We start from the raw sequence: 25,774 nt of genomic DNA, 5'->3' as shown, positions 1-25,774 counted from the left end.
AAACAAAGCTCTCAAATACTTGAGAGCTTGTTCTGTAAAATAAAAAAATATGCGTTTACGATTTTTATTACAAGCCTCCATAGCCGCATTCGGGACTTATTTCTGTATGTATGCATTTAGGAAACCATTTACGGTAGCAACATTTGCTAACGAATCATTCATAGGAATAGATTATAAAATATTACTCATAATAGCTCAAGTAATAGGGTATACACTATCTAAGTTTATAGGAATTAAAATAATTGCTGAGATGAAAAGCTCAAAAAGAATATTGTTTTTAATAGGTTTTATTCTTTTTGCTGAATTAGCTCTTTTAGGTTTTGCTACAGTTCCTGCTCCTTATAATATAGTATGTTTATTTTTTAATGGACTTCCTTTAGGGATGATTTGGGGAATAGTATTTTCCTATTTAGAAGGAAGAAAAGCTACCGAGTTATTGGGAGTTATTTTATCATCAAGCTTTATCGTGTCTTCAGGCGCTGTAAAATCTGTAGGTAAAATAGTTTTAGATATATTTCACTTTAATGAGTATTGGATGCCTTTTATAACAGGAGGATTTTTTATAATTCCATTAATCTTTTTTGCTTGGTTATTAGAAAGATTACCCGAACCAACAAAAGAAGATAAATTACTTAGAACAGTAAGAAAACCATTAGATAAAACTGAAAGAAAGAGGTTATTTAGAAAGTTTGCAATTCCATTAATTCTTATAGTTCTTTTCTTTATGCTATTGACATCTATTAGAGATTTTAGAGACAATTTTGCTAGAGAAATTTGGGATGCATTAGGGTATGAAGACGCGTCAATTTATAGCATATCAGAAATACCAATAGCAATAACAGTACTAATAGTTTTAGGTTTTATAGGGAGTGTAACTAAAAACTTTAAAGCTTTTATGTATTATCATTATGTATTGATGATTGGCTGTATTTCAATTATTATTTCAACTTTATTATTTCAGCAGTCATTAATTTCTCCCTTAGTATGGATGACGATTTCAGGATTAGGTTTGTATAGTTGCTATGTACCATTCAATGGAATTTTCTTTGATAGAATGATAGCAACTTTTAAAATTAAAGGAAACGTAGGGTTTTTAATATATATAGCAGATGCATTCGGTTATTTGGGGAGTATACTCATTTTACTATATAAAAACTTTGGAAAAGGTGATATTTCTTGGCTAAGCTTTTTTATAACAGCTTTATACTTTTTAGCATTTATAGGACTAATAATAACTACTTATTGTTTTCAATTTTTTAGAAAAAAATATAAAAAACCAATACAAATACAAGAATTAATTTATGAACAACAAATATGATTTAATTGTAGTAGGAGGTGGAGTTTTAGGAACTTTCCACGCATATCATGCAGCAAAAAAAGGACTATCGGTAATAATTTTAGAAAAAGATGCCAAACCGAATGGAGCTACAGTACGTAATTTTGGACAAGTAGTTCCTTCAGGAATGAATCAGAAATGGCAAAATTTTGGAAGAGAAAGTTTAGCTATTTATAAAGAAATTCAAAAAGAATTTGATATTACCATTAGGCAAAATGGAACAGTATATCTAGCGTCAAATGAAGAAGAGGTTCAGTTGATAGAAGAACTTCATGAAATTAATAAGCAAAATAACTATACATCTGAACTATTTACAAAACAGCAATGTTTAAATAAGTATGACGGTTTGAGAAGTGATTATTGTAAAGCAGGTTTATTTTTTCCTCAAGAAGTAACGGTAGAACCAAGAACAATGATTTTACAATTGCATTCTTTTTTGAAAGAGCAAGGTATTCAAGTTTGTTACAACACCACGGTAATAAATACTGAAGAAATAAATGGAGAAGTACAAGTAACATCTTCAAATGGAGAAGCGTATAAAGCATCGAAAATTTTGATATGTAATGGATCAGATTTTAAAACCTTATACCCTTCAATTTATAATGAAAGTGATTTAGTAGTTTCTAAATTACAAATGATGCAAACAAAACCACAAGGTAATTACAAGTTAAATGGATCTATTTTAACAGGTTTAACTATTAGACGTTATGAAGCTTTTGAAGAATGTCCATCATGGAATCTAATCAAATCGAAAGAAGATCCAAATAGCTTTGAAAAGAAATATGGAGTACACATATTATTTAAGCAAGCTACAGACGGATCTATAATATTAGGCGATTCACATGAATATGCAGATGCAAAGAATATTGATAGTTTAGGTTTCGATTTAAAAGAAGAAATAGACAGTTTTATGCTACAAGAAGCAAAGAAAATTATAGAGCTACCAAACTATGAAATCCAGCATCGTTGGGCAGGATTTTATAGTCAATGTAAAACCAAAGATATTTTTGAATACACTATAGGAGATAATATACATATAGTAACAGGTATAGGAGGAAAAGGTATGACAGGTAGCGCTGGATTTTCAAAAGAAAAAATTAATAAGGTATTTAATTTGGTATATGATAAATAAAGAGATACAAATGGTTGTTTTTGATATGGCAGGAACAACAGTAGATGAACAAAATGTAGTTTATAAAACGTTACATAAAGCGTTAAATGAATATGGAGTTGATGTAGATTTACCTACAGTTTTAAAATTAGGAGCTGGGAAAGAAAAACATCAGGCAATAAAAGATGTATTGAATTTTAGAAAACCAAATCAATTAATAGAATCTGAAACCATTTTTGAAGCTTTCAAAGTCTTACTAAATAAAGCTTATAAAGATTTAGAAGTAAAACCAATAAAAGGAGTACAAAGAGTTTTATTAAACCTTAGAGAAGAAGGTATAAAAGTAGTTTTAAATACAGGGTATAATAGAGAAGTAGCTACTTTATTATTGGAAAAACTACAATGGGATGAAAAGATACATTATGATGCCCTTATAACAGCAAGCGATGTAGTAAAAGGACGTCCTCATCCAGATATGATTTTTAAAGCAATGGAGTTGTTTAATATAACAGATGCTTCTAAAGTTTTAAAGGCAGGTGACTCTGCTATAGATATAGCAGAAGGAAAAAATGCAGGTTGTGGAATAACAATAGGTGTATTGTCTGGAGCACAAACTCAAGAACAACTAGAAGAAGAAAAACCAACCTATATTTTAAATTCGTTAACAGCTATTAATGAAGTTTTTTGATAGTTTAAATAATTGTAAAACATTTGTTTATGAAAATTAAAATAAATGTTAGCTAGATTATTATAAGATTAATATTCATAAAATAGGTTTTCAAAAGTTTACTAATAGTATATATTTAAATAATAAATTAACTAATAGTAAACTTTTTTTTATGAAAACAAATTATTTTTTAAAGCTTTTGGCTTTAACTTTTGCACTAACAATTACAAGTTGTCAGGAAAACGGATTAGAAGAGATAACTTCTAAACAAAAAAAATCGAGTAAAAATGTTGCATCAAAATCATCGCTAAAAAAGAAGGTTTTGGTTGTAGGTTTTGATGGTATTCAGTTTGAGAAAATTTCAGAAACATCAACACCAAACTTAGATAAGCTAAATATTGTGAAAGCTTATGCTGGCGGAATTGATAAAACAGCATCAGAGCAAAAAACAAGTAGTGGACCAGGTTGGACTACTATTTTAACAGGAGTTTGGGTAAACAAACATGGTGTAGCTGATAATAGTACATCAAACAAATCTAAGGTAAAGAGTGTTTTTGAGTTAATTAAAAACTCTAAGCCAAATTTAAAAACAGCAAGTGTAGTTACTTGGGCTCCAATTCATGACTTTTTTAGAGATAAATTAAATTTTATCGATTATCATTCTAAGAGTGGAGGAGATGAAAACAGTGTAATAGGAGCTATTCATGCGATTAAAAATGAAGAATCAGATTTCGTTTTTGTTCATTTAGATGATGTAGATGGAGTAGGGCATTCACTAGGTTTTGGTAATTCATATAACAAAGCAATAATGAAAGCAGATGAGCAATTTGGAAGAATTGTAGCTGAAATTGAAAAAAGAACTGATGAAGATTGGTTAATTATGGTGGTTACCGATCATGGTAGAGGGAGTGGTGGATATAACCATGGAGGACAAACTACTCAAGAGAAAACTATATTTGTAGGAATGAATAAAGTGGGAAATGAAGAGTTTACTTCTTCAGTGTCTACAATTCCAAATAAAAACTATCAAGGAATTTATGGTTATGTAGCTCAAACAGCTATAGTACCATCAGTATTAACCCATTTAGGTATTTCAATTCAAAAAGAATGGCAACTAAACAGTACTTCATTAATTGGTAATGTTGGAGTTAGAAAGGTTATGATGCATAACTTAAATACAATTTATTGGAGTTCTAATTCATCAGGTAATGTTGAAATTTATAAGAATAATTCATTCTTAAGTTCTATTTCAGCGTCACAAGGTTTGTATACAGATTTAAGTTCTGATGGAAGTGTTAATTATACATTAATGTTAAACGGACAAAGTGGTTCGGTAGCTTTAAATAATTCCAAAATTATAGCGGGGTTAGATTGGAATGATATGATAAATAACAGAGCTTATTTTTTTAGAAGCGATAATAAGTATGTGCGTTACAATAAAACACTGGATAAATCAGATAATGGATATCCAAAGGAAACAAATAATAGTTCATGGCCAGGACTTGAAGCGTACAAAGAAGCAATTAGCGCAGCTTTTAAATGGCATAATAATAAAGGGTACTTTTTTTTGAATGATGGTAGATATATACGTTACGATATGAATTCAGATTCAGTAGATTCAGGGTATCCAACTACAATTACAAATGGAAATTGGCCAGGTTTAGAACCATATAAAAATAAAATAATAGCAGCACTAAACTGGAATAATAGTAAGGCATATTTCTTTTTAAATGATGGAACCTATATTAGATATAGTATTAGTAATGATGAAGTTGATTCTGGATATCCAAAACCAATAAATAATAGTACATGGCCAGGTTTAGGAGATTATAAGACTAAAATTACTGCTGCTGTAGATTGGAACTCGACATTTTGTTATTTCTTTTTAGATAATAATACTTACATAAAGTATAGTAAAATAACAGATAGTGCAGTTTCAGGATATCCCAAGCCTGTAAATAACAATACATGGCCAGGTTTAAATAATTAAAAATAAATTTTTAAAATAGGTAGAATTCAAAAGAGTTCTGCCTATTTATTTTCAGAATAAAAGTATAAAACCAGCATGGTGCAATCTTTATCAGATTTGTTGATAGGTACATGAGGATTTCTTCCATCAAAATATAGAGAGTCTCCTTCAGAAACTAATACTTCTTCATTATTTATTAAATAGGTACATTCACCACTAATAATAAATTTAAATTCCCAAGCATCAGTAATAACCTTTTCTCTTTTAGAATTTGGTTTAATGTTTAAAATAACAGCTTCAAAACCTATAGCAGATAAACTTTTACTAAATAAATGATGATAGGTAAAACCTTCTGCTTCTACTTCTTTTTCAATAAGTTGTTGTTGGTCTTTTGAAATGTGAATGTAATTGGCAGTTTGAGAATTTTCAATCCCTCTAAAAAAAGTACTAGCATCAATTTTTAAAGCACTAATTAATTCTAACAAAACAGGTAAAGAAGGAATAGTTCTTCCATTTTCTATTCTTGAAATCAAACCATTAGAAACACCCGCGTTTGAAGCTACTTCACTAATGGTTAATTTTTGTTCTTTTCTGATGGTTTTGATACGTTTACCAATACCTATTAAAAAATTATTCATAGAGTAATTTTGAAAATTAAATGTAAATAAAAACTACGAATATTTAGAGTACTTATTTTAAAAAGTAAAAATTTTACTTCAAGTAAATAAAGCGCTAAATCTTTTCAAGAAACTTATGTGAATAAAATAATTATAATAAAATCAATAAATTAGGTTTAAATAGAAAAAATGGCAGTACCTTTGGCAAAAGTTGTAGGCACTTAAGCAAACAACACATAATTTTTTATAATGAATAAAGGTACTGTAAAATTTTTCAACGAGTCAAAAGGATTTGGATTTATCGTTGAAGAAGGAACAAACAAAGAACATTTTGTACACGTTTCTGGATTAATTGATGAAATCCGTGAAAACGACGAAGTAGAATTCGAATTACAAGAAGGAAGAAAAGGATTAAACGCTGTTAACGTAAGAGTATTATAATATATAGATTACCAGAGTAAACTTTTTAATGAGAAAAGCCTATCATAGTTGATAGGCTTTCTTATTTTTATATTTTAATTGAATCAAATGAAAGACGGAAGAAATAGAAAAGATATAATGATTGGTTTAGAAGTTGAGGTTGTTCAAAAAAATCATCAAAGAACCGGAGAATTAACTGCAGGAATTGTAGGGAGAATATTAACGAAATCGTCAAATCATCCCCATGGAATTAAAGTGCAATTAGAATCAGGAATTGTAGGTAGAGTTAAAAATATAATCGATAATTAAAACTAAACTATTCTTCTTCGTTAATCTGTTTTAGCTTTTTTACACCATCAATTAAAAACCATCCAGCAAATAATATTCTAATAAGTACAAAAATATACTTGTTTTCGGTTCTAAAATTTAAAATAACTCGGTAACTTTCTAAATCTTGAGAAAACTTAAAAAAAGTGTTAACAAGAATAAAAATACCGATAGCTATATATATAATAGGTAATATTTTTTTCATTATTGAATAGGGATTTTAAGTGTATATTCTTTACGGCTTTTGTTGTTAAGTTTTGTTTCTCTTAACCATGGATTTACCAACTTTAAATCTTTATAAGTCACACCACAAGTCTTAGCAAAACTAGCAATATTTGTTATAGCAGTGTCTACTTTAATTTCATAAGTGTCAGGGAAGGTATAAAGATCTTCTTTGTCATATACAAAACCATATTTTTTAGGATTCGACATCACTTCTTTTAAAGCTAAAATTCTAAAAACATATCTACCTGTTTCAGTATTTAAAAGTAAATCGTAATAATCACTTACTTGTTGTTGCTTCATACGTTGCGATATTCTCCCATTTCCAGCATTGTAAGCTGCTGCAGCAAGTGTCCAAGAACCTAATTTTTTCTTAGCCTTTTTTAAATATTCGGCAGCAACTCTTGTCGATTTTTCTAAGTTATAACGCTCATCAACATTTCTGTTAACTTCCAATCCGTATTCACGTCCAGTTGCTGGCATAAAATGCCAATATCCAGCAGCACCTTTAGAAGAAGGGATGTTAATTAAAGCACTTTCGGCAACGCATAAATATTTAAAATCGTCAGGTAAACCATATTCTTTAAGTAAAGGTTCTATAATAGGAAAAAACTTGTTAGCTCTTTTTATTAATAATAATCCGTTTGATTGCCAGTAAGTATTAACAAGTAACTCGCGATCCATTCGCTCTTTAATATCTGCTCTTTCTAAGGGAACACGTTCTCCAGCCAATTCCATGTATTTTGGAACTTTAACAGCTCTAATTTCATAACTTTCCGCTACATTTTTAACTTCTGGCTCATTAGATTGACTAATGGTGTTCGTAAATAACACTCCTACAAAAACGACTGTAGTAAGTGATAAGAATCGTATTGATTTATTCATCCTTTTTATTTTTTTGTTGAAGTTACTTTGGTATTAAGTATTCAAAAAGCATTCCTTTTCTAATATTTTAGAAATAGTTTTTGCTTTATTCAGAATCATAATATGGGTTCCATTTTCAACCTCAATATAATTTTCTATGTGTTTTACAGGAAATACTTCATCTTTATTTCCATGAATATGAATTACATTTTTTAAAGGCTCTTCTTGTTGCCAATGTAATACATTGTAAATAGCCCATTGTAAATAGTCTTTATCTCTTATTGATAAGTATAACTTATACAATTCAGCTCTTTTCTTTAAATAATCATTAAAGAAATAATGCTCATAGCTTTCAATATTCGCTATAATGTTTGAAGGGAAAAGCTTATAAGCTCTTGTTATTTGAGCTATTTTTAAGCGTTTGGGTAGTTCTTTGTTGGTTTTTATACTAGATATAAGAATAACTTTTCTACAGTTAATGAGCTTACTCATTTCTTGCACCATAACACCTCCAAAAGATACTCCTACTAATATAGGGTTTTTATGTTGAATATTAGCACACATTCTTTGTGCATATTCTTCAATAGTTTCATTTAGTGATTTTGGTAATATCCAACTTAAATAATGAAGCTCAAAATGTTCGTCTGATAAAGAAAGATACTCAAATATTTTAATGTTTGCGGCTAAACCGGGAATAAAATACACATGAGTTTTTGCCATTAGTTAAAGAATTTTTTATCTAGTAAAATACCTTCAATGTATTCGTGTACGTTAATTAATGCATCTGGAATATCATTCCACAAACGAATTTTTATTTGTTTTCCTTTATAGGTAATAAAAGTACTAGGTAAATCGGTAATACGTTCATTGTCGTATACGTCTTTAAAGCTATCAAAATCTCCCTCGTTTAGCATTTTAGTAAGTTTATTAAACTGCTCTTCCGAAAGTTTAAACTCATGCTTTCCTTTTTCATTAACATATTGAATACCGTTGTAAGTTACATTACCGTCTTTGTCAATAGATAGTTCATAAACTGGGCAATCGCCAAAACAAGGAGTTTTTCTCATAGATAATAATCTATTTTCATACTCTTCTTTAATATTGTTTAGGCTAACTGTTTTATTTTTTTCAACAGATTTAAAAGAACCAGATTCTTCCAAACGTTGTATCCAAAAGTCAACTTTATCTTTAGGAACAGTAATTAAAGCAATTTTTAAATCTTTTTGATCAAAAATTAAATTGTTCCAAGTAAGTCCGCTATTGTTTACTAATGCTTTCGCATCCTTAACTTTTTGAGGGTCTTTTAGAACAAGAATTAATTCATTATTAATAATTTCAGGCTTTTTAACTTCTTCTTTTACAACGTTTTCTTTTTCTTCTACGTTACTTTTGTTATCCTTTTTTGGAGCGTTACAAGCTAATGCAAAAACTAAAAAAGATAATAGTAGGTATCTCATAATTTTATTTAAAATCAATTAATATCATTTATAGCTTAAAATTAAACTATTTTTTATCATTAAAAATAAATAAATTAAACTTTTTATCAATTAGCCATACGGGAAGCCATATGAATAAAAGGATGAAGTTTATGGTAGTTGTTAGAATAGGGGTTCTACGTCGAATAAATACGTCGCATAAAAAGTCTAAGAAATTAGAGTATGATTCGATACCGAAAAAATGTTTAACACTTTTGGGTTTTATACTTCTAATAATATCAATTCTATTTTTATAGAAAGTAACAATAAAGAAAAGTATTCCTAAGGAAAAAAAGCATTTAAAGAGAAAAGCCCAATTATCTAAACTCATTAAGTTTAATTAAGAACACTGTTTTCTACAAAATCGAAACGGACAATACCATCTTCATCAATTTTTGTTAGAGTAACTGTATGTAAAGTATTCACTAACTCAGGATTCCAAGGAGTTTTTACTTTTACGTAGTTTTCAGTAAAACCATGGATGTATCCTTCTTTATTTTCGCTCTCAAATAATACCGTTAACGTATTTCCAATTTGAGTTTCATAAAAAGCTCTACGTTTTTTTACAGATAAACCACGTAGCATTTTACTACGTTTTGCACGAACATTTTTAGGAACAACTCCATCCATTTCAACAGCTTCTGTATTAGGTCTTTCAGAATATGTGAAAACGTGTAAATAAGAAATGTCCATTTCGCTTAAATAGTTGTATGTTTCTAAAAATAATTCATCAGTTTCACCAGGGAAACCAACAATTACATCAACACCAATACAAGCATTAGGCATTACTTCTTTTATTTTTGTAACCCTATCAGTATATACTTTACGTAAGTACCTACGCTTCATCCTCTTTAACAAAGTATCGCTACCAGATTGTAAAGGAATATGGAAATGAGGAACAAAAGTATCTGAGTTTGCAACAAAATCTATTGTTTCATCTTTTAATAGATTTGGTTCAATAGATGAAATACGTAAACGATGAATTCCTTCAACAGTATCTAAAGCTTTAACTAATTCTAAAAAGGTGTGTTCGTGTCTTTTATTTCCAAATTCACCCTTACCATAATCACCAATATTAACACCAGTTAAAACAATTTCTTTAATGCCTTTTTCAGAAATTTCTTTGGCGTTTTTCATTACGTTTTCTAAAGTATCAGAACGAGAAATACCTCTAGCTAAAGGAATAGTACAATAAGTACATTTATAATCGCATCCATCTTGAACTTTTAAGAAAGCACGAGTACGATCGCCAATAGAATAGGCACCAACATAAGAATCAGCTTCTTCAATTTCACAAGAATGAACTTCACCAATATCGTTTTTAGTTAAGTCATTTATATAACTAGTAACATTAAACTTTTCAGTAGCACCTAAAACTAAATCAACACCATCAACTGCAGCTAATTCTTCAGGTTTCAATTGTGCATAACATCCAACACCAATAACAAAAGCATTGTCGTTTTTCTTTAAGGCAGATTTTACAATACTTTTAAAACGTTTGTCGGCATTATCGGTTACCGAACAGGTATTAATTACATACACATCTGCTTTTTCTTCAAATTCAACACGTTCAAAACCTTCATTTACAAAGTTTCTAGCAATGGTAGAAGTTTCCGAAAAATTTAATTTACAACCTAAAGTGTAAAAAGCTACTCTTTTATCTGCATTCATTCTTTTCTCAATCCTTAATAAAAAATAAAAACCTTGTATAAGTCTTTAATTTTTTAGAAGTTCGTATAGTTTATGTTATTAAAACTGTATGTATTCAGTTTTACAATTTGCAAAAATACGATATTATTCATGATTTTTGAAACCGAAAGATTAGTCATTAGAAAATTAGAGTTATCTGATTTAGAAGGCTTTTTTAAATTAGAAAGTAATCCATTAGTATTACAATATGCAACAGGGGAGGTTAAAACGCTTTCTGAATGCGAAATCGAACTTAAAGACTTGATAAAGAAGTATGATGAAGAAGGAAATGATTTTTGGATTTATACTATTGAACGAAAATCAGACAAAGAGTTTATAGGAACAGTTGCATTGGTAAAAGATGAAGAAGGAAATGATGAAATAGGATACCGATTTATACAAGAATATTGGGGGAATGGTTATGCTACAGAGATTTGCGAATCTTTAATTAACTATTGCAAATCAGTAGGAATGAAAAAACTGATAGGTTGTGTAGTAGACGAAAATATTGCTTCAGCTAAAATTTTAAAACGATTTAATTTTAAAGAAGTAGAGAAATTTGTTAGCGACGATATTGGTTTACCTGAAACAAAATATGAATTGATATTATGATAGAAGACTCGTTAACTCCACCTTATTATGCTGTGATTTTTACAACAATTCTAACAAATAATTTAGAAGGTTATAGTGAGATGGCTGAAAGAATGGAGGTTCTAGCAAAACAACAAGAAGGTTATTTAGGAATTGAGTCAGCTAGAGCAGAAATAGGTATAACGGTTTCTTATTGGAAAAGTTTAGAAGCTATTACGGCATGGAAAAACAATATTGAACACTCTGAAGCTAGAGAAATAGGAAGAGAAAAATGGTATAAAAAATATCAATTACGAATATGTAAAGTAGAACGAGAATATGGATTTGAAAATAAGGATTAATTAGATGTACGCAGCAATATCAAAAATTTTAAAAAAGTTTTTTAAGAAGAGTACCATCTTCAAATATGGATTTAATATTTCTCCTATGTATCGTAGATCAACAGGGAAAGTGTTAAGTGTATCAGATGATTTATTAAGTGTACAAGTAAAAATACCTATAAGTTATAAAAACAGAAATTATGTAGGTTCTATTTTTGGAGGAAGTTTGTTTTCAGCTACAGATCCAGTATTCATGGTACAATTGATTAATATTTTAGAAGATTCGTATGTGGTTTGGGATAAAAAAGCAGAAATAAAATTTAAGCGACCAGCCAAAGAAAATTCGTATGTAGATTTTACTTTTACCGAAGAAGAAATAGCAGAGATAAAAAAAAGAGTAAAAGAAGAAAAAGAAATAGATTTAATAAAAGAAATTAAAATAACTAATAAAGATGCTTCAACGGTTTATGCAGAAGTATCTAAAACCATATACATTGCCGATAAAAATTATTATAAAAACAAAAGAAAGAAAAAATAACTTTCTTGTTTTAGGATTCTTTTTACTAGCTTTTTATGCTTGTTCAAAAAAAGAAAGTAAGTTTAGCGATCAACAAGTTTTTCGTTATAACGAACATTCCAATATTACATCATTAGATCCAGCTTTTGCTAAAGATCAACGAAATATTTGGGCAGTTAATCAGTTGTATAATGGACTGGTTGAATTAGATGATAGTTTACATGTAAAACCAGCAATTGCTAAGAGTTGGACAATTTCTGAAGATGGGAAAAACTATGAGTTCACCTTAAGAGATAATGTATATTTTCATAAGCATCAACTATTTGGTAAAGATTCTACGAGAACAGTAAAAGCAAAAGATTTTGAATATTCATTTAATAGGCTATTAGATAAAAATGTAGTTTCTCCAGGAGGTTGGGTATTGCAAAATGTTGATAGTTTTCAAGCAAAAAACGATTCTGTTTTTACCATAAATTTAAAACAGCCATTTCCACCATTTTTAGGTTTATTAGCGATGAAATACTGTTCGGTAGTGCCAAAAGAAGCTGTTGAGTATTTTGGAAATAGGTTTAGAGCCAATCCAATAGGAACAGGACCATTTCAATTTAAATTATGGGTGGAAAATACCAAGTTGGTATTACGAAAAAATCCATTGTATTTTGAAAAAGACGCGCAAGGAAAGCAATTACCGTATTTAGAAGCTGTAGCTGTTACTTTTTTACCAGATAAGCAAAGTGAGTTTTTACAGTTTATTCAAGGGAATATCGATTTTATGAAGAGTTTAGATGCTTCATATAAAGATGATATTTTAAACACAGATGGAACCTTAAAAGAGAAATATGCCGATAAAATAATCATGCAAACGGGTTCTTACTTAAATACAGAATATTTAGGAATTTATTTAGATGGAGAAAAAAGTTTGCCAACTCAGTCTAAATTAATAAGACAAGCTATTAATTACGGGTTTGATAGAGAAAAAATGATTACCTATTTGAGAAATGGTATAGGAACACCTGCTACAAGTGGATTTATTCCTAAAGGATTACCATCGTTTAATAATCAAGAAGGATATTTATACCAACCACAAAAGGCAAAGGAATTGGTAGAAGAGTATAAAGCAATAAGTGGAAATAATACTCCACAAATTACCATAACAACCAATAGCAATTATTTAGATTTATGTGAGTTTATCCAAAGAGAGTTGCAAAAAATAGGTTTAGATACCAAGGTTGATGTAATTCCGCCTTCAACATTGCGTCAAGGAAAGGCGAGTGGTAAGTTGCCAATTTTTAGAGCAAGTTGGATAGCAGATTATCCAGATGCGGAGAATTATGTTTCGTTGTTTTATAGTAAAAATTTTACTCCAAACGGACCAAATTATACGCATTTTAAGAATGAGAAATTTGATGAGTTGTATGAACAGTCTATTCAAGAGGTAAATATTGATAAACGCTATCAATTGTACCAAAAAATGGATAGTATTATTATAAAAGAAGCTCCAATTGTGCCTTTGTATTATGACGAAGTAATTCGTTTTTCACAGAAAAATGTAAAAGGATTGGGGATTAATCCAATAGATTTATTGAATCTAAAAAAGGTAAGTAAGCAATAGAAAAAAGTTCAACAGTAGATTTTTAAACTGTTGAACTTTTTTATTAAATATTAAAATAGAAGCTAGTTTATTAAAAAACTAAACTTTTAATTTTCTTCTTTATACTTGCTTTTACATCTTTAGGATAGTTTCTGTCTCCATGAAAAACATCAGCCATAGCTTCACTAAAGTGTTGTCCGTATTTAGATAACAATAAGTTTCGAATTGTTTTTTGCTCATAAAACCATTTAGCAAGCCATAAACCAGTTTTAATTTCTGGTAATAATGTATTCTCTAATTTCTCTTCATATAACTTACCAGCTAACTCAAGATTCTTATTAGTTTCAATAATAGCCTCAGCAGCTAACTTACCACTGTAAATAGCATTTGAAATACCTTCAGCTGTAATTGGATCAGCAAAGCCAGCAGCATCACCTATTAAGAATACATTGTTTTTTACAAAACCATCAGTACGAGGAGCTACAGGTATTTGAAAACCGTGCTGAGATTCACTAACGATATTGTTAATTCCTAAAGTTTGTAAATATTCTTTGTAAAACTTTTTTAAATTAATTTTAGTTCTTCTAGCAGAAGCTACACCTAAGGATAAGTGATTCTTCTTTGGAAAACTCCATGCATATCCAAAAGGAATAGCATCAATATCAAAACGAACTTCTTTCGATAAACGTTCAAAATCTTCATCCGAAACTTCTACTTCATATTCTAAAGCAGGAATTAATTTACGCGTATCTTCTTTCCATCCGGCTAACTTAGCTGTTGGACTTAAAGCACCATCGGCTGCAATAACAAAGTTAGCTGTTAAATTTCCTTGAGAAGTCTCAAGAGTAATCACATTATTATCAAAAGACAAGCCTTTTAATTTGTGGTTTTCTAATAAAGTAGCACCAAATTCTTTTGCTTTTTTAGTAATTAAATTATCAAAAGAGTCGCGCATTACCATTGAAATGGTTGGCTTTTCTCTATGGGTTTTAAAATGAAGTTTCTTTCCTAAATAAACATCAACTGTATGAAATTCTTTTTCTACTACTTCAGTAATGTCAAAAGGTAAATCTTTTCTACCTCTATATACAAAACCACCTCCACAAGTTTTATAGCGAGGTAAAGTCTCTTTTTCAATAATAACTGTTGAAATGCCTTGTTTGGCTAAATGAAATGCTGTTGAAGCTCCCGACGGACCGCTACCAATTACTGCAACATCGTAATGATTCATAGAATTTATATTTGTTTATGGTATTGGTAAAAATACAGTTTTTATTAAACAAAACCATATAAATTACCAGTGCAAACGTGTCATAATAGGGTAGTGGTCAGATAGTTTTATATCGCTATAAGTTTTATACTGATTTATAGTTGCAGCTTTATCAGTAAAAATAAAATCAATACGCATTGGATATATGTAACGGAAAGATTTTCCGAGACCAATTCCAGAAGCGATAAAAGCATCTTTTTTGTTTTTAGAGAGTTTGTTATAAACCCAAGAATAAGCAGTATTATTAAAATCGCCACAAACAATTTTTTTCCCTTTCCAAGAATATTCGTGTTGTAAAATAAGCTCTGTTTGATCTACTTGTTTTTCAAAACCATTGGCTAAACGCTTAAATAAACGCTCTGAGTTTTTCTCTCCAAAGTTTTCTTTTTTAGGATTTATTTTTAGCGATTCTAAGTGTACATTATAAATACGTATGGTGTCTTTTTTCTTAACTACATCAATAAAAATAGTATTGTTGGCGCTATTTTTAAAGTTTAAAGAACCAGAGTTTACAATAGGGTATTTAGAATAAATAGCTAATCCAAATTGATTGGTTTTAGATTTTGTTTTAATGTATTTATATGGAAGTTTAATATCGAGTAATTCAGATTGATAAAACTCCTGCATTGCTATTATATCAGGGCTCTCATTATTAATAAACTCGTAAATCTGTTGTTCGGTAGTAATATCATCTTCGTGTTTGTAATGATTAAACAGACGCACATTGTAACTCATTACTTTTAAATCATTATTTAAGATGATTTCTTTATTAGAAAACTTAATTAATGGAGGAGAGGCAAACCATCCTATTAGCAGTATTAATAAGGATAATAAAGCGTTTTTATGAAGTTTAAGAAGCCAGTATACAAAAAAGAAAAGGTTAAGTATAACTAATAAAGGAACAAATAAACTAAACACTGCAACAGCAGGGATAGTTTTAGGAGATATAAAAGGAAGAGCATACGAGAATAACAAAACAGCCGCTAACACTGAATTGATAAAAAATAAAAGCTTATTTAAAATAGAGTATTTCTTCATTTATTTCTTTCCTTGTTTAAATAAAAATTCTTTTTCTTCTTTAGTTAAAGTATCATAACCAGACTTACTTATTTTATCAAGAATAGAATCTATCTCACGTTGATTATTTGTTTTGTTGCTTGAAAATCTAGAAGTAGAAGTTTTTTTACCAGATTTATAAACGGTTTTTAAAGGTCTTTCTTTCTTCTTGAAAATGCTTCTAAAAGATTTAAAAATTCCTAATTCTTTGTTACTAGCGCTACTTACATATAAAAAACCAAAAATGGCACCACCAATATGGGCTAAGTGACCACCAGCATTTCCTGCAGGAATCTGAATAATATCAATGGCAACCCAAATAAAAGCTAATATCCATAGTTTGACAAAGCCAATTAAAGGGAACTTTATTTCATAATTAGGCATATATGTTGCAATACCTATAAAAATAGCAGAAATACCTGCTGAAGCTCCTAATAATACACTATTGTTTGCTACACTTTGAAGTCCAGGAAAAAAATTGTAACTACTAATGAAAACAATACCCCCGAAAACTGTACCTAAAAAGTAAAAATTAAGTAATTGTTTAGAAGTGAAATATTGTTTGAATAAGTTTCCTATAAAAAATAAGGCTATTAAGTTTAAAAGAATATGAAGAAATCTTGTATGCAGAAATCCATAAGTAACAATAGTCCAAGGTTTAGATAAAAACTCATCAAAATTTGCAGGTAAAGCAAACCATTCTATAAAGAAATTACTATTAGACTTAAATAAAAAACCAAAGGTATTACTTATAAAAACTAGTAAAAATACAGCTAGATTTACATAAATAAGTTGTTCAACTATACCAGCATTTTTAAATCGATATTTTAGGTTGTCTAATATGTTCATTGCTTATATACTCTTTTTCTTAATTGAAATTCAATATACTAAATTTAACGAATTTTAAATTGATTTTTTTTCCAATACCAAGCAATTATAAAACCAATGATAGCACCTCCTACATGCGCAAAATGAGCAACGTTTCCTATAGAGTATTTTGTAACTCCAAAGAATAAATCACCTAAAATCATTACAGGAATAAAATACTTAGCAGCTATAGGAATAGGTAAAAATATAAGCGCTAATTTAGCATTAGGAAAAGCTAACCCAAAAGCAACTAAAACACCATAAACAGCACCTGAAGCACCAACAGCTGGTGTATGATAAAGACTATAAAATTCACTCATAGTTTTATTAGAAAGTGTTATTAAAGTATCATTATATCTACCATCCGCTAAAATGCTTTGTATTTCAGAAGGAGAAATTCCCATAGAAATCAATTGTTCATATATTCCATTAAATTGATAATAGTTAGCTATGGTATATATAATTCCGGCTCCGATACCAGCAGAGAAGTAGAAAAATAAAAATTTATTTCTACCCCACATTTGTTCTAAAGGAGTACCAAAAGCCCATAAACCATACATGTTAAATAATAAATGCATTGGGCTACCATGCATAAACATATGAGTTAGATATTGCCAAACACCAAAGTGCTCATTTTTAGGATAATGTAGTGCAAGTATATTTGTTAAATCTAGGTTTAATAATTGTGGAGCAAAATACATAATCACGTTTATGATTATTAAATGTTTTATTGCTTCTGTTAATCTTCCCATAGTTTATTATTTATTAAAAATGGTGTCAATTTCATTTAAAGTCAATGTTTTAAATGTAGGTTTACCTAAAGGAGAGGTATTAGGTTCTTTACATGAAAACAAATCGTTTACTAAATTTTCTTGTTCTTTAACTGATAAAACGGTTCCTGTTTTAATAGCCAATGATTTTGCAAAAGATTTAGCCATAACGTCAAAATGGCTAAAACTAGTATCTGGAACTTCTAATTTTATATCATCCAATAATTGTTCTAAAATTAAAGTAATCTGACTTTCTGTTATAGAAGTTGGTATTCCAGCAATAACTACGCTATCTTTTGTAAATTCATCAAACATAAAACCAGCGCTTTCTAAATCTGATTTTATAGATTGTAGCATTTCAATATCCGATGTAGAAAAAGAAATACTTACAGGGAATAATAATTGCTGGCTACTTGCTTCTTTTACCGTAATATTTTCTAAGAATTCTTCGTATAAAATACGTTGATGTGCTAAAGATTGATTGATTAAAACAACTCCCGATTTAATAGAGCTCAACAAATATTTTCTTTGAATTTGAAAAGTCTTTCCTGTTTCAGTTTCTTGTTGTGATTCAAAAAGCTGTTCTTGCTTTGTAGGAGTTATCGGAGTTGTATCTGTATATAAAGCTTCCCAACTACCAGTATCTTTTTTAAAGTTAGATTGATAACTCATGGAACCACTTCCATTAGAAGGGCTGCTAGAAACACTTGGAGTAGACTTATAACTTGTTTCTGTTTTAAACGGATTAAAAGTAGGATCTACTGTAATTGGAGGTATAGATACAGGAGAAGTACTTTTTTTACTATAGTCATATGGAGTGTCTAAAGTAGCATCTCTGTCAAAATCCAATACAGGACTCACATTATATTGTCCTAAACTATGTTTAACGGTAGCTCGTAAAATTGCATATAAAGCTTTTTCGTTGTCAAACTTAATTTCTGTTTTTGTTGGGTGAATATTAATATCAATACTATTAGCAGGTACTTCTAAGTATAAGAAATATGAAGGATGTGATCCGTGTTCTAGTAAACCTTCAAAAGCATTTACTACAGCATGATTTAAATAAGAACTTTTAATAAAACGATTGTTTACAAAAAAGAATTGTTCACCTCTTTTTTTCTTTGCAAATTCAGGCTTAGCAACAAATCCTTTAATGGTAATGATGTCAGTTTGTTCAGAAATAGGAACTAACTTTTCATTCATTTTATTTCCAAAAATAGCTACAATTCTCTTACGTAAGTTGCTCTTTTTTAAATGATATATTTCATTGTTATTATGGTGTAATAAAAATGAAATATCAGGATGTGCTAAGGCTACCCTTTGAAATTCATCAACAATATGACGAGTTTCAATAGCATCAGATTTTAAAAAGTTTCTACGTGCTGGAATATTGTAAAATAAATTTTTAACAGCTAAACTTGTTCCTTTTGAAGTAGAAACAGCATCTTGAGAAGTTATTTTGCTTCCCTCAATTTTTATTTGTGTCCCTAATTCTTCATCTTCTTGTTTGGTTTTTAACTCAACATGAGCAATAGCAGCAATAGAAGCTAATGCCTCACCACGGAACCCTTTTGTATTTAAATTAAATAAATCTTGTGCATCTTTAATTTTAGAAGTAGCATGACGTTCAAAGCTTAAACGAGCATCGGTTTGACTCATTCCTTTCCCGTCATCAATTACTTGAATTAAAGTTTTTCCAGCATCTTTTAATAATAATTTAATAGAAGTTGCACCAGCATCGATAGAGTTTTCTATCAATTCTTTTACTACAGAAGCTGGGCGTTGTACTACTTCACCTGCAGCAATTTGATTTGCAACATGATCGGGAAGTAATTGAATAATATCTGACATTAGTTGTTTTTTGATAAAAAGATTGAAAGATCAAAATCGATGATAAATAAAAATATCAATACTAAAATAATGATAATGATCACTATAGTTTTGTTTAAGCCTCCATATTCCGAGTTCTTAAATTCGTCTAAAGCTTGATTAAATTTACCTTTTAAGCCTTTTCTTTTACCAACGGTAGATCGAAATTCATCAAATTTATGTTTTACTTCATATGGATTTCCATCGCCTTTATAATAGCGAGGTTTGTATTCGAATTTTTTATTTTCTCTTTTAATAAATCCCATAAATAATGCTTCTTTAGAATATTTAATGTAGCAAAAACCACACCAAATTAAGACGAAAATCAAAGTTACTGAATTAAAGAGAGGTGGTCAAAATTTATAGATAAATTAAAGTTAAAAAGAGCCAATACTTTTACAGTATTGGCTCTTTTTGTATTATAAGTTTTAAACGAAAGTGTTTTTAAAAACCTAGAGTATTTTGTTTTCTATCTAAGTTTTTAATAGCTGCCATTTTAATAGCTGCTACAGCACATTCAATACCTTTGTTTCCAAGTTTTCCTCCAGAACGGTCTATAGATTGTTGTTTTGTATTATCTGTTAAAACACAGAAAATTACAGGAACATCATATTTAATATTTAAATCTACAATTCCTTGAGTAACACCATCACAAACAAAATCGAAATGTTTAGTTTCTCCTTGAATCACATTTCCAATAGCAATAATAGCATCTACTTTTTGAGTTTCAATCATTTTTTTACATCCGTAAACTAATTCGAAACTACCCGGTACATCCCAAGAAACAATATTTTCTTTGTCAGCTCCACAGTCTATTAAAGTTTCTATTGCACCTTTGTGCATGTTTCCTGTTATTTTAGGATTCCATTCTGAAACAACAATCCCAAATCGAAAAGATTTCGCATTTGGGATTGAAGCTTTATCGTAATAAGATAAATTTGTTGTTGCCATTATTGAGCGTATTTTGCGCTATTAATATATTTTTCAATATCTCTACCTTGGTCAGAGTTAGCGTATTTTTCTTTAATGGTTGTATATAATTTTTCAGCTTTACTATACTCTTTTAATTCCATTGCAGTTTGTGCTGCTTTAAATAAGAATAAAGGAGACGTAAATTGGTTGTCTTTTTTATTAGCTGCTTTTTCGTAGTACTCTAAAGCATCTTTAGGTTGGTTAATATCAGCAAAAGCATCACCAATAGCACCTAAAGCAGTTGGTCCTAATAATTCGTCATCAGAACTAAAGTCACTTAAATACTCAATTGCTTTATCATATTTCTTCATTTTTAAATAAGAAATACCAGCATAGTAATTTGCTAAGTTTCCAGCTTTAGTACCGCTGTACATAGAAGCAATGTCAGTAAATCCGTATTTACCATCAACACCACCAACTAAAGATAAGTTGTATAAAGAATCAGCTTTAACACCTGCAGAAGTACTTGCTTTTTCAAATAAAGCTCTTGGGTAAGCTAAGTTGTTAGAAGCATCTCTTTCTGTTGGTTCAGCAATAAATTTATTATAAGCTAAATAAACTAAGATTAAAGCTGCAACAGTTACCAATCCGTAAAATAATGGTTTGCTATTTTTTTCAATCCATTGTTCCGATTTATTCGCAGTTTCATCTAAAGTATTAAATACTTCTGCTGTAGTACTTTGCGATTCGTCAAAAACTTCTTCTACTTCTTGTACAACCTTTTCTTTCTTAGGTTTATAACCTCTTTTCTTGTATGTAGCCATAATTGCTTAAAAATTAGTGGCGACAAAAATAGTTTTTTTAATTGGATTTTAAAAGCCGATTTTTCGTAAAATTTTCAATAATTTGCGCTTTCTTTTCCGATAATAACAATCATTACATGTATTTGCAAAAAATATCTTTAGTAAATTTTAAGAATATTGAAACTCAAACTTTTGATTTTCAGAAGAAAATAAATTGTTTTGTAGGTAATAATGGTATTGGAAAAACTAATGTTTTAGATGCTATTTACTATCTCTCATTTGCAAAAAGTTACTTCAATTCTATCGCTGGCCAGAATATTAGACATGGCCAAGACTTTTTTATGATTGAAGGAGATTATATGTTAAATGACAGAAATGAAAAAATTATTTGCTCTTTAAAAAGAGGGCAAAAAAAAGTATTAAAACGTAACGGAAAAGCATACGATAAGTTTTCAGAACATATTGGACAATTGCCTTTGGTAATTATTTCTCCGGCTGATAGAGATTTAATTGTTGAAGGTAGTGATACACGTAGAAAATTTATAGATGGAGTAATTTCTCAGCAAGACAAAAAATACTTACAAACTTTAATTTCATACAATAAAACTATAAGTCAGCGAAATGCCTTACTCAAATATTTTGCAGCAAATAGAACATTTGATGCTTTAAATTTAAAGGTGTATGATGAGCAATTAGTTGAATATGGTAGCGTTATATACTCTAAGAGAAAAGCTTTTTTAGAGGAATTTGTTCCTATTTTTAATGAAAAACATAAAGTTATTTCTGGAGCTAAAGAAGAAGTGAATTTACGTTACAAAAGTCAGTTACATGATGTAAGTTTATCTGATTTACTTGTTCAGAGTTTAGAGAAAGATAGAATGTTACAATATACATCAACGGGAATTCATAAAGATGATTTAAATTTTGAGATAGGAGATCATCCAATTAAAAAGTTTGGTTCTCAAGGACAACAGAAATCATATTTAATAGCATTAAAATTGGCTCAGTTTGAGTTTATTAAAAAACAATCTAATGTTACACCAATTTTATTGTTAGATGATATTTTCGACAAGTTAGATGAAAATAGGGTAGCGCATATTGTGGGATTGGTGAATAATGATGAATTTGGACAAATATTTATTACCGATACGCATTTTGAACGTACAGAAAATGTAATTAAACAAAGTAATCAAGAATATCAGATTTTTAAATTATAATTAGAAGGTTAAGTAAACAACTTTTATATTAATATTTAATCTAAAATACAAAATAACAGAAAGGTAAAATGACAAAGAGAGAGAGCGATAGCTTTTCAATAAAAGATTTATTAGGTACTTACATTAAAGATAGCAAGTTGAACAAAGGGTTTCAAAAAATTCATATTGAAGAAGCTTGGGAAAAATTAATGGGAGCTGGTGTTGCTTCTTATACAACTGAAGTTAAATTACAAAACGGAACTTTAGTTGTTTGTTTATCATCTTCTGTATTGCGTGAAGAATTAAGTTATGGAAAGGAAAAAATAGTTCGTATGATCAATGAAGAAATGGGAGAAGATTTAGTAAAGAAATTAATGTTAGTTTAATAAAGTAGATTTTACAATTAAAGTATTATAAATAAAAAACTCGTTACAGTTACGTAACGAGTTTTTTTATATATCTAAAAAGAAGTTCCTTAGAACATTTCTCTACCAGAAAAATGGAAAGCACCTTCGATAGCTGCATTTTCATCAGAATCAGAACCGTGTACTGCATTCTCTCCAATAGAAGTAGCAAACATTTTACGGATAGTTCCTTCAGCTGCTTCGGCAGGGTTTGTAGCTCCGATTAAAGTTCTGAAATCCTCAACTGCGTTATCTTTTTCTAAAATTGCAGAAATGATTGGACCACGAGTCATAAACTCAACTAATTCACCAAAGAATGGGCGCTCGCTGTGAATAGCGTAAAAAGTTTCAGCATCACGCTTAGTCATTTGAGTTTTTTTCATTGCTACGATTCTAAAACCTGCAGCGTTAATTTTTTCTAAAATTGCACCAGTATGTCCGTTTTCAACAGCATCTGGTTTAATCATTGTAAAAGTTCTATTTGTTGCCATTATTATAAGTTTCTATAAATAAAGTAAATAAAATTTGTAAGTGCGAGCTTCGCACAAATCGCCGCGAAATTACATAAATTTTTTAATTTAATTGTATCTTCGCCACTTATGATTTTAAAACACTTTAAAGAACTACAGGAATTTTTATCAGAACCTAAAAATATTGTAATTATAGGTCACAGAAATCCAGATGGAGATGCAGTTGGATCTACTTTAGGATTAAAACATTATTTTGATAAAAAAGGACATACAACTCAAGTATTAATGCCTAATGAGTATCCAGATTTTTTACACTGGATTCCTGGTTCGGAAACTGTAAAACGTTTCGATCGTCAAAATTCACAAAGTGTAAAAGCTCTAAGGAAATCTGAAATCATATTTTTACTAGATTTCAATGCTTTGCATAGAGTAGGTGATGATATGAAGAATACTTTAGAAAAGTACGAAAATAACTTTGCATTAATAGATCATCATCAACAACCTGATGATTTTGAATATATGTATTCAGACACAACAATGTCTTCAACTTGTCAAATGGTCTATAATTTTATAGAGATGATGGGAGATGTAGAAATGATTGATAAGAATATTGCAACTTGTTTGTACACTGGAATAATGACTGATACTGGTTCTTTCAGATTTAGATCCACTACTAGTACTACACATCGTATTATTGCCGATTTGATTGATAAAGGTGCTGAGAATGATAAAATTCACAGTAATGTACATGATGCTAATTCTTATAATAGGTTATTATTACTAGGTCAGGCATTGAGTAATATGAAAGTATTACCGGAATATAAAACTGCTTATATAACTTTATCAGAAGAAGAAAAAAAGCGTTTTAGTTATGAAAAAGGCGATACTGAAGGAGTTGTAAATTATGCTTTATCTTTGAAAGGAATTGTATTTGCTGCAATTTTTATTGAAGATAAAGAACAAGGCATTATAAAAATGTCACTTCGAAGTAAAGGAAAATTTTCAGTAAATCAATTTGCTAGAAATTACTTTAATGGAGGAGGACATGATAATGCAGCTGGAGGTAAAAGTTTAGAATCTATGGAAAGTACTATTTCTAAGTTTACATCGTTGTTACCTAAATATAAAAATGAATTAGAGATATCTTATGAAATTTAAAGCTATTTTTTTTCTTTTAATAATTGTAGTTATGGTTTCTTGTAAGCAAACAGAAGCAAGAAGACCTAAAAAACAAGGAACAGAAAATTTTTATAAAGAAGTTATAGAAAAGAATAAAAAGTTAAATGCTTTAGAAAAAAAGTACTTAGAAAATTGGATTTCAAAAGATACTATTACAAAATATGAAATTTCACCTTTAGGTTTTTGGTATACTTATAAGAATAAAGATTCAGTTAATTCTGTTATACCAGTTTTAGAAGATTTAGTGCGTATATCCTATGATGTTACCGATTTAAATGGTAATACGATATATGAAAAACAAGAAAAAAACTATAAAGTAGATAAAGAAGATTTTATTCCTGCATTACAAGAAGGAATAAAGTTGATGAAGAAAGGAGAAACTATTACATTTGTGATTCCATCTTATAGTGCATTTGGAGTTACAGGTGATGGAAATAAGATAGCTGTAAACCAGCCAATCATTAGTACAGTAACATTAATCGAAATAAAATCAAATAAATAAAAAATGAAATTAACCAACATTTTAGCAGCTACAGTTATAGGTTTATCAATTGTATCTTGTAATAATACTAATAACAGCAATGGTCAATTTAAGCCAAGTACTTCATTAGATTCTGAATTAGATTCAGTAAGTTATGCTATAGGATTAGATATGGCTAACAAAATTAAATCTAACTTTGAAGAAATGAATCAAGATTTATTCATGCAAGGATTTAAAAATGGTATGGATTCTACAAGTTTGTTATTAGAAACTAAAGATCTTAATCTTATTTTAAGAACATTTTTTCAAAAACAACAGTTAGAAAAAATGAAGAAACAGCAAGAAGAGCAAGCTAGAAAAGCTGAAAAAGAGTTTGGTGAGTATAAAAAAGAAGGTGAAAAATTCATTGCTGAGAATAAAACAAAAGAAGGTGTAAAAACTACAGATAGTGGTTTACAGTATATTGTTTTAAAAGAAGGTAAAGGAGAGGCACCAAAAGCAACTTCACGTGTAAAAGTTCATTATCATGGAACATTATCAGATGGAACTGTATTTGATAGTTCTGTGGATAGAGGTCAGCCAAGTGAGTTTGGGGTTAGTCAAGTTATCAAAGGTTGGACTGAAGGTTTACAGTTAATGAAGCCAGGAGCTAAGTATAAATTCTTTATTCCTCAAGAATTAGCTTATGGAGCACAGCAAAGAGGTGCTAAAATTAAGCCTTTTTCTCCATTGGTTTTTGAAGTAGAATTACTTGAAGTTAAGTAATCATAAAAATATAAAT

30 protein-coding genes are annotated in these 25,774 nt (G+C 29.4%); 15 read left to right on the top strand and 15 right to left on the bottom strand.

The window, feature by feature from the left end:
- Positions 1-49 precede the first annotated feature (49 nt).
- From MHN29_RS07780 to MHN29_RS07765, 4 genes are all read left to right on the top strand, one after another.
- On the top strand, positions 50-1,318 hold the full coding sequence (locus MHN29_RS07780; protein ID WP_235273950.1) for a DUF5690 family protein: 1,269 nt from the start codon (positions 50-52) through the stop codon (positions 1,316-1,318).
- Entirely contained in the window at positions 1,302-2,468 is a 1,167-nt protein-coding gene (locus MHN29_RS07775) for a TIGR03364 family FAD-dependent oxidoreductase (RefSeq protein WP_235273949.1), read from the top strand. Before MHN29_RS07780 ends, MHN29_RS07775 begins: the two co-directional genes overlap by 17 nt.
- The gene (locus MHN29_RS07770; RefSeq protein WP_235273948.1) at positions 2,458-3,135 is read left to right on the top strand and encodes a phosphonatase-like hydrolase; all 678 of its coding nucleotides are present in this window, start codon (positions 2,458-2,460) and stop codon (positions 3,133-3,135) included. Before MHN29_RS07775 ends, MHN29_RS07770 begins: the two co-directional genes overlap by 11 nt.
- 151 nt (positions 3,136-3,286) lie before the next feature.
- A complete protein-coding gene (locus tag MHN29_RS07765; protein WP_235273947.1) occupies positions 3,287-5,104 on the top strand; it encodes an alkaline phosphatase family protein in 1,818 nt (605 codons plus the stop codon).
- Positions 5,105-5,145: 41 nt separating this feature from the next.
- On the opposite strand, the gene MHN29_RS07760 is transcribed toward MHN29_RS07765, so the two are convergent.
- Positions 5,146-5,721, bottom strand: a complete 576-nt coding sequence (locus MHN29_RS07760; protein ID WP_235273946.1) for an XRE family transcriptional regulator — start codon at positions 5,719-5,721, stop codon at positions 5,146-5,148.
- Positions 5,722-5,949: 228 nt separating this feature from the next.
- On the opposite strand from MHN29_RS07760, the gene MHN29_RS07755 reads away from it, so the two are divergent.
- Positions 5,950-6,141 carry a cold-shock protein gene (locus MHN29_RS07755; RefSeq protein WP_150899095.1) on the top strand — a complete coding sequence of 64 codons (192 nt, stop codon included), beginning with the start codon at positions 5,950-5,952 and terminating at the stop codon, positions 6,139-6,141.
- Positions 6,142-6,228: 87 nt separating this feature from the next.
- Positions 6,229-6,429, top strand: coding sequence for a YwbE family protein (locus tag MHN29_RS07750; RefSeq protein ID WP_150899094.1), 201 nt, complete (start codon positions 6,229-6,231; stop codon positions 6,427-6,429).
- Between the two features lie 7 nt (positions 6,430-6,436).
- On the opposite strand, the gene MHN29_RS07745 is transcribed toward MHN29_RS07750, so the two are convergent.
- The 5 genes from MHN29_RS07745 to mtaB all read right to left on the bottom strand — a co-directional run bounded on the left by MHN29_RS07745 (position 6,437) and on the right by mtaB (position 10,679).
- Positions 6,437-6,652 (bottom strand): hypothetical protein, encoded by a 216-nt coding sequence (locus MHN29_RS07745; RefSeq protein ID WP_235273945.1) that lies wholly within the window; start codon positions 6,650-6,652, stop codon positions 6,437-6,439.
- Complete coding sequence (locus MHN29_RS07740) at positions 6,652-7,554, bottom strand: lytic transglycosylase domain-containing protein (protein ID WP_235273944.1); 903 nt, start codon at positions 7,552-7,554, stop codon at positions 6,652-6,654. The genes MHN29_RS07745 and MHN29_RS07740 overlap by 1 nt, the downstream gene beginning before the upstream one ends.
- Positions 7,555-7,587: 33 nt before the next feature.
- Positions 7,588-8,253, bottom strand: coding sequence for a YqiA/YcfP family alpha/beta fold hydrolase (locus tag MHN29_RS07735; protein ID WP_235273943.1), 666 nt, complete (start codon positions 8,251-8,253; stop codon positions 7,588-7,590).
- Entirely contained in the window at positions 8,253-8,990 is a 738-nt protein-coding gene (locus MHN29_RS07730) for a DUF6438 domain-containing protein (protein WP_150899090.1), read from the bottom strand. The genes MHN29_RS07735 and MHN29_RS07730 overlap by 1 nt, the downstream gene beginning before the upstream one ends.
- A gap of 354 nt (positions 8,991-9,344) precedes the next feature.
- Positions 9,345-10,679 carry a tRNA (N(6)-L-threonylcarbamoyladenosine(37)-C(2))-methylthiotransferase MtaB gene (gene mtaB / locus MHN29_RS07725; protein WP_150899089.1) on the bottom strand — a complete coding sequence of 445 codons (1,335 nt, stop codon included), beginning with the start codon at positions 10,677-10,679 and terminating at the stop codon, positions 9,345-9,347.
- Between the two features lie 129 nt (positions 10,680-10,808).
- On the opposite strand from mtaB, the gene MHN29_RS07720 reads away from it, so the two are divergent.
- Genes MHN29_RS07720 through MHN29_RS07705 form a run of 4 tightly spaced genes read left to right on the top strand, consistent with a single transcriptional unit; the run spans position 10,809 to position 13,737 of the window.
- Positions 10,809-11,309, top strand: a complete 501-nt coding sequence (locus MHN29_RS07720) for a GNAT family N-acetyltransferase (RefSeq protein WP_175578666.1) — start codon at positions 10,809-10,811, stop codon at positions 11,307-11,309.
- On the top strand, positions 11,306-11,629 hold the full coding sequence (locus MHN29_RS07715; RefSeq protein ID WP_235273942.1) for an antibiotic biosynthesis monooxygenase: 324 nt from the start codon (positions 11,306-11,308) through the stop codon (positions 11,627-11,629). The genes MHN29_RS07720 and MHN29_RS07715 overlap by 4 nt, the downstream gene beginning before the upstream one ends.
- Positions 11,630-11,633: 4 nt before the next feature.
- Positions 11,634-12,146, top strand: a complete 513-nt coding sequence (locus tag MHN29_RS07710; RefSeq protein ID WP_235273941.1) for a DUF4442 domain-containing protein — start codon at positions 11,634-11,636, stop codon at positions 12,144-12,146.
- A complete protein-coding gene (locus MHN29_RS07705; RefSeq protein WP_235273940.1) occupies positions 12,076-13,737 on the top strand; it encodes an ABC transporter substrate-binding protein in 1,662 nt (553 codons plus the stop codon). The genes MHN29_RS07710 and MHN29_RS07705 overlap by 71 nt, the downstream gene beginning before the upstream one ends.
- 70 nt (positions 13,738-13,807) lie before the next feature.
- On the opposite strand, the gene MHN29_RS07700 is transcribed toward MHN29_RS07705, so the two are convergent.
- The 8 genes from MHN29_RS07700 to MHN29_RS07665 form a co-directional block, all read right to left on the bottom strand.
- On the bottom strand, positions 13,808-14,947 hold the full coding sequence (locus MHN29_RS07700) for a geranylgeranyl reductase family protein (RefSeq protein WP_235273939.1): 1,140 nt from the start codon (positions 14,945-14,947) through the stop codon (positions 13,808-13,810).
- Positions 14,948-15,010: 63 nt separating this feature from the next.
- Complete coding sequence (locus tag MHN29_RS07695) at positions 15,011-16,024, bottom strand: endonuclease/exonuclease/phosphatase family protein (protein WP_150899083.1); 1,014 nt, start codon at positions 16,022-16,024, stop codon at positions 15,011-15,013.
- On the bottom strand, positions 16,025-16,891 hold the full coding sequence (locus tag MHN29_RS07690; RefSeq protein ID WP_235273938.1) for a rhomboid family intramembrane serine protease: 867 nt from the start codon (positions 16,889-16,891) through the stop codon (positions 16,025-16,027).
- Between the two features lie 44 nt (positions 16,892-16,935).
- Complete coding sequence (locus MHN29_RS07685) at positions 16,936-17,661, bottom strand: rhomboid family intramembrane serine protease (protein WP_235273937.1); 726 nt, start codon at positions 17,659-17,661, stop codon at positions 16,936-16,938.
- Between the two features lie 6 nt (positions 17,662-17,667).
- Positions 17,668-19,530, bottom strand: a complete 1,863-nt coding sequence (mutL, locus tag MHN29_RS07680) for a DNA mismatch repair endonuclease MutL (protein WP_235273936.1) — start codon at positions 19,528-19,530, stop codon at positions 17,668-17,670.
- On the bottom strand, positions 19,530-19,814 hold the full coding sequence (locus MHN29_RS07675; protein ID WP_235273935.1) for a riboflavin synthase subunit beta: 285 nt from the start codon (positions 19,812-19,814) through the stop codon (positions 19,530-19,532). Before MHN29_RS07675 ends, mutL begins: the two co-directional genes overlap by 1 nt.
- Before the next feature lie 178 nt (positions 19,815-19,992).
- Positions 19,993-20,499: a 6,7-dimethyl-8-ribityllumazine synthase gene (ribH, locus tag MHN29_RS07670; protein WP_235273934.1), complete on the bottom strand. Its 507-nt coding sequence runs from the start codon at positions 20,497-20,499 to the stop codon at positions 19,993-19,995.
- Positions 20,499-21,284: a tetratricopeptide repeat protein gene (locus tag MHN29_RS07665; RefSeq protein ID WP_235273933.1), complete on the bottom strand. Its 786-nt coding sequence runs from the start codon at positions 21,282-21,284 to the stop codon at positions 20,499-20,501. The genes ribH and MHN29_RS07665 overlap by 1 nt, the downstream gene beginning before the upstream one ends.
- 116 nt (positions 21,285-21,400) lie before the next feature.
- Between MHN29_RS07665 and MHN29_RS07660 the strand changes: the two genes are divergently transcribed.
- Complete coding sequence (locus MHN29_RS07660; protein WP_235273932.1) at positions 21,401-22,480, top strand: DNA replication/repair protein RecF; 1,080 nt, start codon at positions 21,401-21,403, stop codon at positions 22,478-22,480.
- Between the two features lie 68 nt (positions 22,481-22,548).
- Positions 22,549-22,845, top strand: a complete 297-nt coding sequence (locus tag MHN29_RS07655; protein WP_150899075.1) for a DUF721 domain-containing protein — start codon at positions 22,549-22,551, stop codon at positions 22,843-22,845.
- An 89-nt stretch (positions 22,846-22,934) separates the two neighbouring features.
- Here the strand turns inward: MHN29_RS07655 and MHN29_RS07650 are convergent, their stop codons facing one another.
- A complete protein-coding gene (locus MHN29_RS07650) occupies positions 22,935-23,354 on the bottom strand; it encodes a nucleoside-diphosphate kinase (RefSeq protein ID WP_086030695.1) in 420 nt (139 codons plus the stop codon).
- 108 nt (positions 23,355-23,462) lie between these two features.
- On the opposite strand from MHN29_RS07650, the gene MHN29_RS07645 reads away from it, so the two are divergent.
- From MHN29_RS07645 to MHN29_RS07635, 3 genes are read left to right on the top strand one after another with little or no spacing between them, the layout of a single operon-like run.
- Positions 23,463-24,491 carry a bifunctional oligoribonuclease/PAP phosphatase NrnA gene (locus MHN29_RS07645; protein ID WP_235273931.1) on the top strand — a complete coding sequence of 343 codons (1,029 nt, stop codon included), beginning with the start codon at positions 23,463-23,465 and terminating at the stop codon, positions 24,489-24,491.
- The gene (gene gldI / locus MHN29_RS07640) at positions 24,481-25,014 is read left to right on the top strand and encodes a gliding motility-associated peptidyl-prolyl isomerase GldI (protein WP_235273930.1); all 534 of its coding nucleotides are present in this window, start codon (positions 24,481-24,483) and stop codon (positions 25,012-25,014) included. The genes MHN29_RS07645 and gldI overlap by 11 nt, the downstream gene beginning before the upstream one ends.
- A 3-nt stretch (positions 25,015-25,017) precedes the next feature.
- Positions 25,018-25,758 (top strand): FKBP-type peptidyl-prolyl cis-trans isomerase, encoded by a 741-nt coding sequence (locus MHN29_RS07635; RefSeq protein ID WP_235273929.1) that lies wholly within the window; start codon positions 25,018-25,020, stop codon positions 25,756-25,758.
- Positions 25,759-25,774 lie beyond the last annotated feature (16 nt).

The sequence above is a fragment of the Tenacibaculum sp. Cn5-46 genome, from assembly GCF_022347705.1.
GTDB classification, from domain to species: domain Bacteria; phylum Bacteroidota; class Bacteroidia; order Flavobacteriales; family Flavobacteriaceae; genus Polaribacter; species Polaribacter aiptasiae.
The sequence above is the reverse complement of the archived record's forward strand: the minus strand, read 5'-3'. Positions and strand labels throughout refer to the sequence as shown.